Origin of the sequence: Mesorhizobium sp. M0276, from assembly GCF_040321755.1 — a bacterium.
Taxonomy (GTDB): domain Bacteria; phylum Pseudomonadota; class Alphaproteobacteria; order Rhizobiales; family Rhizobiaceae; genus Mesorhizobium.
Window position 1 is genome coordinate 68,529 of sequence record NZ_JAMYSC010000022.1, and the last position, 17,414, is coordinate 85,942.

Annotated in this window: 9 protein-coding genes; 2 read left to right on the top strand and 7 right to left on the bottom strand. The window is 61.8% G+C overall.

The genetic code is table 11. The features are described 5' to 3' along the window. Nucleotides 1-451: 451 nt before the first annotated feature. The 7 genes from NKJ01_RS18635 to NKJ01_RS18665 form a co-directional block, all read right to left on the bottom strand. Nucleotides 452-1,492, bottom strand: coding sequence for an EscU/YscU/HrcU family type III secretion system export apparatus switch protein (locus tag NKJ01_RS18635; protein ID WP_352729992.1), 1,041 nt, complete (start codon nt 1,490-1,492; stop codon nt 452-454). A 117-nt stretch (nt 1,493-1,609) separates the two neighbouring features. Continuing rightward, complete coding sequence (locus NKJ01_RS18640; RefSeq protein ID WP_352729993.1) at nt 1,610-2,149, bottom strand: pilus assembly protein N-terminal domain-containing protein; 540 nt, start codon at nt 2,147-2,149, stop codon at nt 1,610-1,612. Between the two features lie 48 nt (nt 2,150-2,197). Beyond that, nucleotides 2,198-4,360: a type III secretion system export apparatus subunit SctV gene (gene sctV / locus NKJ01_RS18645; RefSeq protein WP_352729995.1), complete on the bottom strand. Its 2,163-nt coding sequence runs from the start codon at nt 4,358-4,360 to the stop codon at nt 2,198-2,200. Next, nucleotides 4,357-4,560 (bottom strand): hypothetical protein, encoded by a 204-nt coding sequence (locus NKJ01_RS18650; protein ID WP_352485947.1) that lies wholly within the window; start codon nt 4,558-4,560, stop codon nt 4,357-4,359. The genes sctV and NKJ01_RS18650 overlap by 4 nt, the downstream gene beginning before the upstream one ends. Before the next feature lie 125 nt (nt 4,561-4,685). After that, entirely contained in the window at nt 4,686-5,126 is a 441-nt protein-coding gene (locus tag NKJ01_RS18655) for a hypothetical protein (RefSeq protein WP_031260040.1), read from the bottom strand. Further along, nucleotides 5,123-6,127, bottom strand: coding sequence for a SctD/MshK family protein (locus tag NKJ01_RS18660; RefSeq protein WP_352729997.1), 1,005 nt, complete (start codon nt 6,125-6,127; stop codon nt 5,123-5,125). The genes NKJ01_RS18655 and NKJ01_RS18660 overlap by 4 nt, the downstream gene beginning before the upstream one ends. A gap of 116 nt (nt 6,128-6,243) precedes the next feature. Further along, nucleotides 6,244-6,426, bottom strand: coding sequence for a hypothetical protein (locus NKJ01_RS18665; protein ID WP_031260038.1), 183 nt, complete (start codon nt 6,424-6,426; stop codon nt 6,244-6,246). Between the two features lie 211 nt (nt 6,427-6,637). Between NKJ01_RS18665 and NKJ01_RS18670 the strand changes: the two genes are divergently transcribed. Together NKJ01_RS18670 and NKJ01_RS18675 are read left to right on the top strand one after the other, a co-directional pair. Next, nucleotides 6,638-7,498, top strand: a complete 861-nt coding sequence (locus NKJ01_RS18670; protein WP_352729999.1) for a MurR/RpiR family transcriptional regulator — start codon at nt 6,638-6,640, stop codon at nt 7,496-7,498. 75 nt (nt 7,499-7,573) lie between these two features. Beyond that, nucleotides 7,574-17,410, top strand: a complete 9,837-nt coding sequence (locus NKJ01_RS18675; protein WP_352730000.1) for a LysM peptidoglycan-binding domain-containing protein — start codon at nt 7,574-7,576, stop codon at nt 17,408-17,410. The last annotated feature ends 4 nt before the right edge of the window (nt 17,411-17,414 follow it).

Here is a 17,414-nt window from a genome sequence, read left to right on the forward strand (position 1 = left end):
GGCGCGCATCGCCGAGCTTGTCATGCCGCCCACGATCGCAACGACGGAGGCTGCGCCTTTCAATGCGCGTTGGGCGGCAGGCCGTCCCTGGGTCGACAGATAAACATTTGCGCAACATCAATGCAGCCAGTGCCGAGACCTGCCGAGACCCCGATGGCATTGGTTTTCTAAGCGCGATATGGTTTGATGACGCTGGTTTTAGAGGCAGATTCGGGCGCGTCGCCAGAGGACGAGAAGGGCATAAATCGTCCGACTGGTCCCGATAGTTGGCGAAACCTCATAAAATTTTCACGGCGATTTTCCTTTTAAATTCAATACTGTAACTTTTTGACGGGCCCAGCGTCGGAATCTTCTCACCGTCAGACTAAATTTGTCAGCAATTTCAGTTGGTGCATGCTGTTTAAACAATTGAGTGGGAATGCTTGCCGGGCACTTCTGCGGCGATCCTGCCTCAGGTGAGCCCGTGCCGGACGAGATGGCGAACGACCGGCGAAAACATCTGCTGGCCGATATAAGATCCGGTGTTCGCCTGCTCGAAGAGTGTTTCGGCGGCTGCCGCATCCTCAACTATGGGGATACCTGCCTGGCGCGCTTGAGCCATTATCTCGTGGGCGGCGCGGCCCTGACCCTTGCCGACGACCGTCGGCACAGGCGTTTCGCCCTTAACGTAGCGCAACGCCACGGCGCGGTCGGCGGACGCGAAAACGATGACGGCATTTTTCACGCCCAGCTTCGCAGGTTGCATCACCGTTTCGCGCCGCTGTCGCTGCTGTTCATGGCGGATCAATGGATCTCCTTCGAGATCCTTGTGCTCGCGCTTGTATTCAGTTGTCGTCATGCGCATGTCGCGAAGGAACAGCCAGCGCTGAATGGGAACATCGATCAAGCCGATAACGACAAAGGCCAGGGCAGCGGCAACTCCAAGGGGCGTCAGCACCGCCTTGATAATCGGCTCCAGACATGACTGACCGCAGCCTGGCGCATCGAAGAGCGGCTGCAGCCATTCGGCCAAGACGAATACGAACAGGCTTGCCAGCAACACCACCTTGATCAGGCCCTTGATGAACTCGACGACGTTGCGGAGCGACAGGACTTTCTGAAGGCCCTTCGCCGGGTTTATGTGATCGACCTGCGGCTTGAGCTGCTCAAACGAGAAGACCGGCCCGAATGTCCCCAGCATGCCGAAGGCCATGGTGAAAACGACAACGATCCCGACCAGCGGCAATGTCGCAAGCATCAGCAACGAAAACGAATGGCGGATGGCCCGCAAACTGACCTCCTCGAACGAGCCGCCGGGCACCGTCACGGTCTGCACGAGTTCCGAAAGGCGGCTGAAGAGCATCGGCCAGGAAAAATAAAGATACGCGAGCGCTGCGAAAAGCGTGAAGCCGGAGACCAGGTCGCGGCTTTGCGAAACCTGGCCTTTGCGGCGGGCGTCACGAAGCTTCTTGTCGGACGCTGGTAATTTCTTTTCCTCAGCTTCTTCGGCCATGTTGCAATCTTATCGCACTGTCGTGGTTCCAGTGGGCCGCGCTGGCCTGTGTAAGGTGGGGCGGGCTTGAATACGGAGAGGTGGATATGCGGTTGCATGCCGTATTCTTGCCCGTCGTCATCGCGCTGGCGCCGGCGAGAATGTCCGGGCGACATTGTCGAGATCCCTTGCCTCGTCGACGCCGCGTGCCTCGCCCATCGCAACAATGCGGGTTCCGAAAATATGGAGATTTGTCGCTGAGTTCGGCTGCATTGCATGCTTCGCTTCATTGGCGGGCGTGACATCGGGCGTGACGCGGAATTGGGCCGTTGCCTCGATCTGCTCATCGGTGGCGATCGCGATGAGGTTGGTCAGGCCGGGTTTGAGGCCGTACACATAGACCATGCTCGGCGACACGACTTGAAGGTCTGCAATCGTGGTGTCGGCGATGAGGACGGATTCGACCGGTTCGTAGATCCGCAGCAAGCGTCCTTGCCCGACCGGCAGGTCGAGCGCTGGCTTGCTCGACAAGGGCGAAACCTTCTGCGCCGACGCGTCGGCAAATGTGAACAAGACTGCCAGCAGGAAGCCAACCGTCGCGATAGCGAGCCGGCGCAAATCTGTCCGCCTGGCGACAGCGGCTGATCGAACGCTTGCTGCGCTATCGTGGATTGTCATGCCGTTCCTCTCCTGATTCCCCAAATGTCCCCGTCCGTCCGGCTGGCGTCATGAGGTTGCCTCTTGCCCGGCCTTCGGCTGAGCCGATGGCAACGACTGGGAGACGCTGCGCGCGCCGGCTTTGCCCGAGCGGCCCGAGATCGTGGCCAGCGGCTGGACGTTGAATTCTTGCGCGAGTTCCTGGAAGGACAGAACCGGAAGCTCGATGGCATTGTGCATGAGCAGGCTACGCATATGACGCCGCACATCCATCGCGGCGAGGACCACCGGCGAGACATCGGTGGAGTTCTGCGCCAGCGCCCGCTCGATTTCGGTGACCAGGGCCTGCGCATCATCGTCGGAAAGATTCAGGAATGTCCCGGTCGAAGTGCTTTGCACTGCGTTTCGCAGGATATCCTCGGCCGACCGCTGCAGGACATAGGCGGCGATGATGTTGGTGCGGCCGGCGGAGCGGAAGCTGATCTGGCGTTTCAGGGATGTGCGAACATATTCCGTCAGCAGGACGACGTCCTGCTCGCGCTGGCCCCATTCGATCAGGGCTTCGAGGATCAGGCGCAGATTGCGGATCGGCACGTTTTCACCGACGAGCCGGCGAAGCACTTCCGCGATCTTCTGCAGTGGCACGATCTCCTGTGCCTGCCTGACCAGGTCTGCATAATCCGGCTCCATGTCCGACAGAAGCCTGCGTGTTTCCTGAATCCCGACGAAATGGCCGGCATAAAGCCGAAGCGAATTTCCGGTCCATCTGGCCGCTGTTTCGGCCGGTGTGGAGAAGGCGAAGCCGGCTTCCTTCAGCACCGATATGTCGCTGTCATCGACCCACACGAATTTGCGCTGACCGGCAACCGAAGGACCTTTTTCGTAGGTCACTTCGAGCAGATCGAGATGCGTTGCGTCCGCTTCGACAAGAACGCGGTCGGCTGGAATTTCGGCATCCAGGATGGGTGCTCCTTCCAGATCGATGCGGATGCTTCGTGGTGAAAGCATCTCGTCGACCTGCGTGCCGATAGCCGGAACGTCGATACCGAGATCGCCGAAGAGTTCGCGGCGCACGCCGTCGGCGAGCGCGGCGAATTCGGGCTCGGGAATCGAGCGTCCGAGTTCTGTTCCGAGGCGTACCACGACGCGATAGGAAGGAGGCAGTATTCCGGTGGGGATTGCTGAAAGCGAGGCGGAATTCCCCGACCGTTCGGGCAGCTCGCCGATGTCCTTGGGCTCGGATTCCTGGGCTGTGCGCCGATTGACTGCATAGGCGCCCGCTCCGAAGCAGGCACCAAGCATCAGGAACACGATAAAGGGGAAGCCCGGCACCATGGCAAGGCCGACCATGATCACCGCGGCCAGCGCGAGCGCTCGGGAATCCCGCAGGAGCTGGCTGGTTATTTGCTGGCCAAGATCGCCAGTTCCGTCGGCGCTGCCGACGCGCGTCACCATCGTACCGGCGGCCACGGCGACGAGCAGTGCCGGTATCTGCGCCACCAGCCCGTCACCCACGGTGAGCAGCGAGTAGGTGGCAGCCGCGTCCCCCAGGGACATATCGTGCTGCAGCGTTCCGACGGCGAACCCACCGACAAGGTTGACCAGAATGATCACGATCCCGGCGATGACGTCGCCCTTGACGAATTTCATGGCGCCGTCCATCGCGCCGAACAGCTGGCTCTCGCGCTCCAACTGCTGGCGCAGACGGCGTGCCTCCGCCTGGTCAATGTCGCCGTTGCGCAACTCGGCATCGATACTCATCTGCTTGCCCGGCAGCGCATCGAGCGTGAAGCGCGCGGCCACCTCGGCGACGCGTTCGGCACCCCGTGCAACCACGATGAACTGCGCGACGGTGATGATCAGGAAGATGACCAAGCCCACCGCAATACTGCCGCCGACGACGAAGGTACCGAAAGCGGTAATGATATCCCCGGCGTCGGCCTGGAGCAGGATCAGTCGCGTGGTCGTGATCGTGATGGCCAGCCGGAACAAGGTGGCGATGAGGATGACCGACGGCAGCGACGAGAACTGGAGCGGATGAGAAACGTAAAACGAAGCCAGCAAGATAAGCACGCTGATGGCGATATTGGCGGTGATGAGAATGTCGACGAGGAATGTCGGCAACGGGATAAGCATCATCACCACTGCGACGAGCAGCAGGACGGCAATGACCAGGTCGCTGCGGCGTGAAAGCCTGGCCAGGAATCGCAGAAGTCGCTCCGATATGGTCATTCAACACCTCGGTGCGACAGGAAGCTCAGCAAGGCACTGCGCGCCTCGGTCTTGCGCCCGGCCACGAGCAAGGCGCGACTCTTCAGCAATGCAAGCGCCGGGTGGTCCATTCCGTCCAAGGTCTCCAGCCTGGCGATCGTGGCAAGCGCCTTTTCCGCCTCGCCATCGAGTATGAGCAGGTGCGCCAATGTCCGCAGCACGCCGGCATTTCCCGGCGAGAGCTGTGCAGCGATAAGCAGGTACGCCGCGCCCCGCTTTGCCTGCCCGTGACATCCATAGAGATAGCCCAAGACATGCAGCAGGTGTACGGTGTCATGCGGGTCGGTCAGATTTCGATTCCTTCCTGCATGCGACCAAGCAGATCGCGATGACGCTCGATTTCATCCTCCATCAGCGTTCTGGCGAGTGTCTTGAGTTGCTCGCCGCCCTCAAGGTCAGGGACCAGGTGCGTTACAAAATGCTGGAGAATTGGCACGGAGCGCCGCAGGATGGCTGGCTCGGGAATATTGGGCATGACGAAGTTGACGAGTATCTCATCGAGCGATTCCCCGGCGGCACCCTGAGAGCGCTGGAATTCCGCAGTTTCTGACATTTCCGTGCCAGCGGCTGACTTCGTTCCCTGGGCACGGTTTGTGGCTTTGTCGGCGCCATTCATCCGTCGCCGGTGGATCGATTGACCGCGTACGCTTTCGGCCTGCCGGACCTCGCGGCCGGGTGTGTCAACCCTTGCCGTGTCGAACCGCGGCCCTTCAAGCCGGCGGTTCACGGATATTTCAGCGCGACCGTGGCGCCGCCCTTGGTCAGGAGAAGTTCCGTCTCGCCGATGTGCTTTATGGTCCAGCCGTCATTCGTGAATGCGCCTTCGTGATAGCGTGCGCCGTCGGCGGTAATGACGTATGGCCGCTCGCCATACCAGATTGCCTGCAGCGTCAGGCGCGGAGCCTGCTCCGCGTTGCCGATCATGACGTTGGAGACGAGGGCAATATGCGCGCCAAACGCCTGGTCGAACCAGGATTGCGTTTCCGTCCAGACACCACTTTTGTCATTGGGGATCATCCCCGAGACCACGAGGCGTCCCGATGATCGCTGAACGGTCAATGTACTTATGCCGGATTGCTCGAGATGCTGCTTGAGCTGGCTTTCCGCGTCGGCGGCACTTTGGATTTGCGCCGGCGATGAATCGTCCAGGACTTCTTGCCCTGCGTCACCCGCAAAGGCCATCCTGACCGGTTCGCCGTCTTGTGAGGCCAGCTTCTGGCCAATATCGGGCTTGGCGAAGGAGAACCCGTTCGCCGCGACGGAAACAGCGAATACAGCAAGCAGAACGCTGCCTGCAACCAGGAGAGGGCGATTGGAAACAGCCCACCGATTCGATGGGCGTTCGGAGTTGACCAACTGGATGCCGGCGTCACCGACGCTTAGGGTGAACGGCAGCCTGCAGCGGCTGCCATGTCCCTCGTGGATGGTCTCGCCTGTGGCCAGTGCGACATCGCCGCCAACGGCTTCGATTTCAAACTGGCTGCCCTGGCGCCGCAGCCTTGCATGGATCGGCGCGATGCCGGCATCCCTGAGGACGATGTCCGACTCCGTGCTGGAACCGATCGTAAAGACTGGGTCGACCAGACTGATTTCGGCGCCGGCGTGAAATCCGTGGGTTACGCTGAGCGCGACGGAATGTCCGGCTGCCGGGGAGGGAGCGATAATCGAGCGGAACCGGCGCGCCGCCGGCGCCGGATCCAGATATCTGCCGATAGGGCTAGCGGTCATGCCACTTCATCTCCCGCCGATGACGATTTCAAATGCAGCCAGACGACGGCGTTGAAAGGCCGTGCAGTACGCCGCCGATTGCTTGCGGCGGCGTATGGGTTCGAGAATCCGCTGGCTCAGGCCTTTTCAGCCGATTGGCCGAGCGTCTTCGCGGTGCTCATCAGCATGTCATGTTGGGATTTCGCGATCTCTTTCGTGATCTCCAGCCCAAACATGCGCTCCTGTTGCTTGATCATCTTGTCCAGGTTCTGTTCCGGCGACCCGGTAGAGCCGGAGGTAATGGGAGGGGTAGCAGCCATCATTGTCTCCTTGAGGGACTATTCATTACGAACTCCGGACTCACACGCTGCGATCCGGCAGGTTGCCAACGCACTCTAAGGCAGCATGGCCGAAATTGAAAGTCCATTTGGAATATATGAGCCACTCAAGTTCCAAGTGTTGCATTGCCAACGTGTGAGGAGTAATCTGCCAGGCGGGTGAATGGGGTATTTCAGGATGGAAAAAGGTCCTTTGGCCGAGTTGTTGGTCGAACGGTTTGAGAATATGCCGCCTCAACTGCGGGTCGCCGCGCGTTTCGTGCTGGATCATCCCAAGGATGTCGCACTGATGTCGATGCGCGAGCAGGCGAACCAGGCCGGTGTTTCGCACAGCACGATGATGCGGCTGGCGCGATGGCTTGGGCTTGAAGGCTACGAGGATATGCGCAGCCTTTATGCGCGCGCTCTGCGTGAGACGATCGCCGGGGAGCCGGCGCGACAGGGTATCGAACAGCGTGGCGATCCGGGATATTCGACGGCCGGCGTCGTTGCCGACACGCTTGCGGCCCAGATTTCAAGTCTTGGTGAATACGGCAATGCCATGCAGTTCATTGCCGCCGCCGACCTGCTTGCAAGATCGCGCGATCTTTTCGGTCTCGGCTCACGCTCCGCCTACCCGGTCGCAAGCCACTTCGTTCACGTCATGTCGTTTCTGGCTGGCGGTTCCCGCAAGGTGACGCTTGTCGGCGAGATGGCCGGACAAGGCCTGAATGCCCTCCAGCACGCGGGACGTGGCGACGTGCTGCTGGCTGTGGGCATGGCGCCTTATGAACGCACGACCATCGACGTGGCGCGCCAGGCGGCTCGGCAGGGCGTCGGCGTGGTGGCAATCACTGACAGCAGCGTGTCTCCGCTGACGCGGATCGCGCGGGAGACAATCATCGTCACGTCGAATTCGCAGTCGTTCTTCCGAAGCATGGCGCCGGCGTTCGCCGCCGTCGAACTTCTGGCGGCACTGACGGCAGCGCGGTCCGAAACGGATGCCGCAGAACGGGTAAAACAGTCGGAAGAGCAGCTTGCCGCTTTCGGCATTTATTGGAAGCCCCCTCGATAACATCCGAAAGGGTGCGATCGGGCGGGCGTGCCGGCGGCCAGGCTGCCGGCAACAGTGATTCCGGAGGTCGTCCAGATGGTTCGCCTGGTAACGCTCAACAAGCCGCCCGTCCAGCCGCAAAAGGTCAATGCCACGGCAAACGCCGAGCAGATAGCGCGGCTGGAGGCGCAGGCGGCGAAACTCCGGGAGCAGATCAGGCTCGCCAACCGGATGGGTGAGCGCGACTGGGCGGCGCAGGCCCGCCAGGAACTGGCGCAGGTGAACACGCAACTGAGTTCCCTTCAGCCGCCGCCGGCTGCGGCTCCGGCAGCGCCGGCGTTGAACGCCAGCACCGGCATATCCGGCAACGGCACGACGGTGACGCCGGCGCTCTATGTGCGGACTGATCTCGCGGCACCCACGCTGATGCCGGTGAAACTTGACGCAAGCAAGCCCGACGACAACGCCGCGGAAGCGACGACTGCCCGCAACATCGTCAACGACGTCACCGGTGGCAAAAGTATCGACCAGATTGCGTCTGCCCGCGGCATGACGCGCGACCAGGTCATCGCCGCGCTCAGGTCTGGCGGGATGACCGTGTCGACCGCCGACCCCAGCGGCAATGGTGACGTGCAGACAACGAAAATCACGGATGCCAGCGGCCGCACCGTCACGCAATATTACGACTATCAACACGACAGCTACTATACGAGCGTCGAGCAACCCAACGGCACCGCGACCACCACACCGATCCGGAATGGGCTCGGGCGCAAGGAAACCAGCAACTACAATCCCGATACCGGCGCCATCACGACGCGTTACGAAGACGATCTCGGCAACGGCACCGTCACCGAGCGAACGTCGCTGCCCAACGGTGCTTCGGTGGAAACGGTGACGCCAGGCGCCGGTCCGTCCCTTCCCGTGACCACCGTCACCGGTCCTGACGGCCACAAAACCATATTGGCGGCCGCGCAGGATCCGGGTGGGAAAAGCACGCAGAACATCAAGCAAGGTCTGGCCGACGGGAAAAGCATCGAGCAGATCGCGCAGGACAACGGCCTCACCAGCGAGCATGTGATGGCCGAACTGCAGGCCGCCGGCTATCAGGTCAAGACGCAGGCAGCGGCAAGCGGCAATGGCGACGTGCAGTCGGTGGAGCTCGTTGACCCGCACACTGGCGACAAGACCGTCTACTCGCACGACTATCAGCACGACGAACGCTCCGTCGTGACCACGGCCGACGGCAAGGAAACCTCGCAATCCGTCGATGGCAACGGCAAGACCCGCAACAGTGTGCACAACACCAAAACGGGCGAGACCACGACCACGATCGTCGATCCGAAAACGGGGACCGAAACCAAGATCGTCACCGACAAGGACGGCCGGGTGACGACGACCATCACCGAGAAGATCAATGGCGGCAAGCCCGTCGAGCACGAGGTCAAGCCCGGCGACAATTTGACCCTTATCGCGCAGCAATATGGCGTATCGCTGGATGATCTCAGACGGACGAATCCTGAGCTTTTCGATTCGTCCCGAGATCCGGACATCATCAAGCCCGGAGAAAAGGTCACCATCGAAAACGGGACGCGCACTACCGTGGAGGTCACCTTCAACGGCTATACGCTGACCACTAAGCCCGATGGCAGCATGACGCTGCACAACAACACCACCGGCACCGACCTGAAGATCGAGGCAGGAAGCACGCAGGCCGCTTTGGCCAGGACGCTATTGGCGGTGATCCCCAACAGCAGCAATTTCGAGGAGGCAAAGGAAGGCCAGGTCGTGAAGACCTTTGTCGAAGGGCTGTTGGCCGGTGAGACCTTGCCCAGCCTCATCGACGCCGCGGAGAAAGCCGGACAGGACAAACAGGCCCTGATCGACAAATACGGTTTGGGCACGGCCGCCAAGCCCAAGCTGGATGGGCAAAACAGGGTTGTCGATCCGTTCGGCGATCCGCCACAGGGCAACGCACCTTCCGGCGGGAAGTGGACGCCGATGAAGATCGACGGCGTCTGGACCTGGGTCGATCCCCAGGTCGCCCAGGCCATCATTTCCGAGAACATCGCCCTGTCGCGCATCACCGAGACGCGAGCTCTGGCCGGCCAGCAGCAGGAGCAGTTCAACGTCGATATGCTCGATCCCGCCTACAAGGACGCCGTTGATGGCGCGCAGACCATCATAAACAGGGCACTGGCGCCTAACGGTCTGCAATGGACCGCGCAGAAACCGAAGGGCACGCTCGCCGATGCGCGGGAGCGGCTGACCAAGGCCAACACCTTGCTACAGAACGCGCGCGATGCCCGTGGCGAATATGAGAATGCCGCACGCGTCCTCAAGGATGCCATTGCCGGGCAGAGCAAGCTGACGCCGCTGGGTGATCCCGATGCAACAGCTGTCGGCCCTGTCAACGGCCCGAACCGGTATACCGAACACGCTCAGGGTGTCGCCGAGCACGCGGCCGTCGACAAGCTGTTTTCCGAGGTCGGCCTGCATCTGAGCAAGGGCGACAAGCTCACCATCGATTTCCTGGTGGGCAAGGCCGAACTGGACGGCGTCCCCACGGACTCGAAGGAATACAAGGACCTCAAGGCGCTGCAGACGACAGCAGGCAGTCAGCTCGAACTGGCGCAGGCCTACCAGAACTACTTCGACGCTCATACCACTGCCGCACAGGTCGGCGCGCAGCAGACGGATCTCGAGCAAAAGCTGCTTGGCCAGTATCTTGGCGAACAGGAGTTCGACCCCAACGAGGAATACAACCGGTATAGCGGCGACTACCTCGGACACTACAAGACATCGACGCTCGAGGTCCGCGACGGCCAGCTCTGGGTCGTCAATCATTTCGACAAGGGAACGACGGAGCAGCAGCTCACCTACAGTCTGAACGACAAGAATATCTCGGACGAATATCGGGACCGCCAGCTCAACAAGGACTGGCAACAGCTTCTGAGCGGTTCGACGGAGAAGATGTGCACCGCCAACGGCCTGGAAACCGCGAAGGCCGGCGAGGCGCAAGCGGCAAAGAATCTGAACGATGTCCTAGACAAGCAGCTCGGCAACAGCATCACCGACCTGAAAACGAAGCTGACGAGCCTGCAGACCAACTTCAACAATGCGCTGACGCAACACGGGCCTGGAGCGGTCGATGCGCCCCAAGGGACGCTGCCCGATGGCGTGCAGCCGGTCGAAATCGAGGTCGCAGGACAGACGATCAAGGTGGCGCCGGAGGTTGCCCAGAAATACAACCAGACAGGGATCGATGCGCTGACCCAGGGCGGCAAGGCAATCTGGATCGACCTGGACACACAGGATAACGATCATGGTGGCCGCTGGGTCGACCCCGAACTGGCGGTCTCCAAGCTCAAGCTTGATGCGACAAGAGCTCAGATAGCACAGGCCGAGGATCTGCGCCGAGTGGTGCAAGGGTTCAGCGATTACCATGAGCTTCGGCTCAGCGATCCCTCGCTCTTGGCCGACCGCAACAGCATGGTGGACAAGACCTATCTGGACGAACATCAGCAGCAGACGCTCGACGGCATCTATCAGCCGAAGTTCCAGCAACTGCTCGACAGCGGCTACGACAACGAGTTCCGGGGACAACCTGGTCCGACCCTCGATGACACGGTCGCCAGAACGTTCGGCCTGAATTCTTCGACCGATGATGGCCGCGAGGCGATCGAGAATGTGACGCATGAGATCCGCGATATTGGCGGCGACGATCCGTATGTGCGCAGCGTGCCGATCTTCTATGTCGACGACGAGGTCGGGACGCAGCAGGTCACGCTCTTTGCCGTGCGCGACGGAGACGGCAGCACTCGCTATGTCGACGTGACAGGCAAGAAGTTCGACGACCTCGGCGACTTCCAGGACAACAACACCCAGTTTGGTGAGAGCGGCAAGCTCGTCGTTCCCAAAGGACTGGAGATGAAGGCGGGAGACGACGGCAAGATCGCGCTTGAAGTGGTGAAGGCGCGCAACGTCTCGGTCTGGGACAAGGTCGTCGATCCGCTGGTTGGCATCGGGACCGGCATCGCCACCATCCTGTCGTTCACGCCGGCCGCGCCGATCGCGGCCCCGCTGGCCTATACAGGTGCTGCCTATCTCGGAACCCGAGCGGTCATAAACCAGGTCAACCATCTGGAACATGGCGGCGAGTGGGACGATAGAGAGTCACTGATGAACATCGCCAGCGCGGCGACCACGGTTCTGCCCATGGCATCCAGCGGCCTGCGCACCATTGGCTTGGCGGGAAAGGAAATGACCGCGCTTCAGGCCTTCCGTGGCAGCATAGGTGCGACACGATCCGGCTCTTCCCTGGCGCTCGAAACCCGCGGTTACATGCAATCGACCGCCGGCCTGAACAAGGCGGCGTGGGGAATGGATGTCGGCTCGGTGATTGTCGGCGCACCCTTGCTGGCGACCTCTGCCTATGATCTTGCCGTCAACGGAGATCAGATGAATGGTCTCCAGCTTGCCAATGCGCTTACCGGTCTTGGCACCGGCATCACCGGCACCGGCCTCGGCATCCACGGCCTGCGTACGTTGCGGCCGGGAACGGGCACGCAGGCGAGCTCCAACGGTCCGGACGCCAGTCCGCCACCGGGCAGCGACGGACCGCACCAGCAGCCGCCTGGCGGCAACGGACCGCGGCAATTGCCGCCGGCGCCGGAGCCCAATTCCTCGGGGCGCCCAATGAATGTCTATGAGATCGGTGCCGATGGCGTTTACAGGCCGACCGGGAAGCAGGTTTTCCACGACCCCAGCCATCCGGTGATACCTGGAGAAGTGATCAAGGCCGATGACGGCAGCGGCGATGGTTCGACAATGCAGCCGGGCCACGATCCTCAGGGGTCGACCCCGCCCGGTACTGCCCATCCCGCCGATGGCGATCCCATCATCGTACCGGGCAAGCCGACAGGACAAGACGGAACGGTGCGCCTCGTCTGGGACCCGGAGACACGCAGCTTTGCCGGCACGCCCGGACACGACACGAGCGGGTATGTCTACACCAGCGGCAAGGATCCGAGGACGCCCTCGGCCTATCTCGACGGCTTGGCCGTCGAACAGCTTGTGGCCCGCTACGAGCAGGAGAAGGGCTATTATTCCAGCCGCGAGATGGCCGAGCGCTATGGGCCGGACGGCGTTCAGATTCCGCGCACGCTGCTTCGTGACATACTGCCGGACTTCCGCGTCGGTGTCACCTTCCGGGTCCGGTTGAACACCGGCGATGCATTCGGGATCGGCTCGCCGACAATCGCGGCCATTGGCTTCGGTGTCGGAACCAAGACCGATGTCGGCATGATCGGGTGGTCGATCGTCGACAGCGTCAGCCAACGCAGCCTGACGCCGTTCAAGGACGCACTCGGCACCCAGGGCGTCGTATCCTACCGGGCACGCGAATACAGGAACATCACAGGCCTCCAGGCCGGTGTCTGGCCGGTGTCCAATCAGACGGCCTTCCCGGTTCGCAGCAGCGATCTGTCGGCGGCGGCGAGCAAGGCGATATTCAGCGATGCGACCGGCTATGACGCCAAGCCGCTGGACGCTGCCATCGTTGGGATGACACCCGATGGCGAAGGCACCGTGATCGAGATGGCCTACACGCCTTTGCTCAAGGGCGAGGAGGTCACGCTGGCACCTGGCCAGCATGACTTCTTTGGCGTGCCGGCGGAAAACAGATCCGGCCACGTCCAGTTGCAAGGCGCGCTTCCGTTCGACCGTGTCATGACCGAGACCAAAGCCGGTATACGCCTGCCGATCGTGGCCAATCATGTCGCGGCGGTGAACCAGATGCCGCGCGTCGGCTTGGAGAAGCGCCCGGAACTGTCGGTGAAGGACACGCTCCAGCCGGGCGACATCGTGTCGACGCAGGCATACGACCAGATCCAGTCCGCTCTCGGCTCGACAAGCCTGAAAATCCAGTTCGCGGTCAAGGACCCGGCGAAGGCGTCCGAACTCATCGCAGCTATCGGCCAGGGCGATGGCATCCGCTCGATCCGTGATCTCGTCAACGCCGGCCAGATCGATCCGTCGAACACGGTTTCTCTGGTCGATGAGCCGACGCTGAGCGGATTGCGTCTTTCGGCAGTACCGGGCAAGGCGCCGACGGCAGACATCGTTTTGCTGACCGGCGAGAAGGCTCGAATTGTAAATCCCGAGGCGATGCTGGTCGACGTCATCTTCAACGATCACAACAGGCTGCCTGGCGTACTGGGTTTCAATCCCGACCGGATGGTCACGTCCGCGACCTACAAGGTGAAATCGACGGTACAATCATGGCTTCCCGCGCGCTTCCAACCCGACGGATCACCGCAGTCCCGCTACATGCCGAGCGCCGGCAACATCTATAAGAACCTCTACGGTTCGCACGGCACCCCGGCCACGCGCTACACGCTTTCACTCTCGACGCATCCTCTGCCTGCAGGTGCGTTGACTTTCAGCGCCGAGGTGAGAATCCAGTACAAGTCCAGAGCGGCCAGCATCGCGCCGTCGATCGCCAAGAACGAAACCGCGACACTGACCTTCGATCGCGCCGACGGGCAAAATGAGGAATTGACGATCCCCGCCTGGCTCGCCCACGCCGTGGAAACCTCGCGCGACGGGGCGGCGACAGGCATCCCGAAGGGCGGCAAGGCCTCCCTGGAGCAGTTCCTCGGCGAACTGGAAAAGAATGCAAGACCCGACCAGCGCGCGGCGATCGAGCAGTTCCGGACGGAATTCGGCCCATCGATCGTCGATGGCGGCTTCATGCGCCAGAACGTTGCCCACGGCGTGCTGACCTTCCTCTCCTCGCAGGTGGGCAGCCGCCGAAACGGCCCGATCCAGATAAGGGACGAGCACGGTCAATCCGTGACCGCCACCCGTTATGGACCGCTGCCAAAGAGCGCAGAGAATGTCTATGTGCCGCCCGCCGATGGACCGCCAGCGCGCGGCGACGAACCGGAGCTGATGCACAAGTCGCATATTCTGTTCCGCGATCCCGAGACCGGAGAGGCATACGTCCTGCCATGGATGCGCGGCGCCTCCGAGGACCATGTGCCGGGCACTCAGGGGCGGCCGGAGGGCGAAAGCGTGCCGCCGGCGGCGAACCCTGCCAGGAAGGCAATCGAGGCGGCGCCTCCCACGACCTATTCGCTGCAACAGGTCCGCAACATGCGCCAGCCTGAGAAATGGCAGGCCGGCGAGATCTATACGCGCGAACTCAATGGGTCGCCTGGAGAAGCGCATTTCCCGGTCGATGCCAACCTGGGTGGGTCCCACCCCGTCTCAGGCGTGGGTGGGCGATATGTGGATTCGCCCGTCTTCAAGAGCGACGACGTGATCGAGGCGATCGAGGTCAAGACCTATCATCGCTGGACGACGATCAACGGCGTCGCGCAGATGCGCGAAGTGCCGCTCACGCCGAAACTGCAGGAGCAGATCAACAAGGATGTGGCACTGCGGAACGAGAACCCGGGCTATCAACCGCGCTGGGTTTTCCTCGATGCGCCGCCTTCCGCGGACTTGCAGCGGGCGCTCGACGATGCGGGAATTGTCGGCAACATCTTCGGACACAACAGACCCGCCACGGCTGCGCCGCAGCTACAATCGGCAACGGCCGGAACCGGTCCGGGCCGAACCCTGCAGCTCAAGGACGAGAGCGGCAAGGTGATCACCGCGACAATGTTGGGCACCGAGCCGAGGGGCTCGGAACAGGTCTATGTGCCGCCTTCCGACGGGCCTCGTGCGCCGGCCGATGCACCGGAGCTGGCGGACAAGACGCACATACTGGTGTACGACCCCGACACCGGCGAAGCCGTCGTGCTGCCGTGGATACGCGGTGCTTCCGGCGGCCACGCGCTCACCCGAGATGGCGTCAGGGCGACTTCGCTTGACCAGGTGCCGGATCTCAACATGGCCGATTTCGAGCCAAACCAGATCCCCTGGCTCAGGCGTGAGCAGGTGGCCGAACTGACGGAACAGCAGTTCCGCGACATGGATCAGGCCGGCTTGCTGCCCTCTCTGACCAGGAGCCAAATGCGGGGTATCGCGAAGGCAAAGATAGGCCAGGTCAACATCGCGGGCCTCGACGGGAAACAGATTCCTTGGCTGACCGAGGGCCACATCCGGAATATGACCGGCCAGCAGTTCCGGGATCTCGGCAAAGCCGGTTTGACGCCTCACCTGACGAAATCACAATTGCAGGCGATCAAAGGAGACAAGGTCGAGTTTGTCGACGTGTCGAAGTTGGAAGCGCGCCAGGTTCCGTGGTTCAAGCCCGGCCAGGTCGCGAAGTTCACGTCACAGCAATTCAAGGATCTGAGCGAGGCCGGATTGCTGAAGAACCTCACCGAGCGCCAGGTTGCGGCGATCCCCGAAACCATGGTCGGTTCCCTGGACGTGGCGAAGCTCGATCCCAAGCAGGTGCCGTGGCTGACGGAGAAGCAGATCCCGGCGTTGACCCGCGATCAATGGGGCGCCTTCACGATCCACCACACCGAAGCGCTGACCCAGCCGCAAATCGAAGCGGTGACACCAAAACAGTTCGAGGAAATGAGCCCCGGCCAGTTCCGCAAGTTCACGCTTGAGCAGTTCGAGTGGACGAGCGGGGATCACACGAACGGCCTCTCCGTGCTGCACCTGACGACCTATCGGGCAACCCATAAAAAGGCGATGACGCCGGATCAAGCGACCCGCGTCGATCTGGCGCTGAGCCATGCCAGGATGAGGGAAAACGCTCAGGCGCTCGCTACCTTTGGTGGCATGTCGACCACCTCCTACACGCTGTGGACTTCGTTGCCGCCAACTTGGACCGCCACCGCGAGTGGAGTGGCATTTGGCGTGCGAGGCTTCGTTTTCGGGGCGCAGGCGCTCTTCCCCAACGCAACCGCGGCTCACAAGCCGTTCGGGCGATTCCTCAACGCGCTCGGCGGAGCCACATTCATTGCCGCAGCACCAGGTGCCGCGACCGGGATGATCCAGGGTAAGGATCTTGTCGTCAACAGCACGTTTACGCTCGGCAACGTCGTCTATGGCACAAAGTCGATGCTGCAGTCGTTCACCGGCAGACCGGTGATCCGAAACCTGGCCGAACATCTGGCTGGACCAGGCTATGTGCTTGGCTGCGCCGTCTATACGCTGCATTCCTGGCCGGCGCCGATCGCAACAGTCGCCGGCACCATGTTCACGTTCGGCTGCGCGGAATTCTGGGCGTCGGCCATAAGGACGGACCGAATGAATAGCCGTTCGGTACCGCGAACCGATGCCGATATCGCGGCGGCGGAAAAGTCCGACAAGAGATGGACCGCATGGGATCGGTGGACCCTGGGCATCACCTTCGGCGTTGGAATGCTTCTCTTCTCGCTGGACTCCCTCCTCGCGGAGCCTTGGGAGGGCGCGAAGACGGCCCCTCCACCCGACCCGAAAAAACCGGCTGGCGATGCCTCGTCCCAGCGATCCGATGATCCTTCGGACGTTCCAGGTGGGGAACAAACCCCGCCAGAGACCTTTCCGCAACTTGTCGTCCAAGCGGATGACGGCCTGAATTTGCGGACCCAGCCCGACGGGCATTCGGCAGTGGCGACGGTTCTGCAACCCGGCACATTCGTCGAACAGACCGCGAAACCTTCGACCGATTCTTCGGGAGAAGCCTGGATACCCGTCGACGGTTTCGGACCGGACGGCGAAATGCATAGCGGCTGGGTCTCCGGCGACTATGTCGATGTTCACCCCAAGGGCAGCAGCAATTCCGAGGGCCGCACGAATCCAACGCTGGAGAAGAATGGCTATCAGTGGGTCGACGTCAAGAACGGCGACTCTATCCGCCTGATCGCCAGGATCCATTCAGCGGATGTGGCGGCCACGGTGGTGCTCAACATGGATCATATCCTGAGTCCGGACATGATTTTCTCCGGCGACCGCATCTACCTGCCGGTCACGTCGGTCGGCTGAAGAA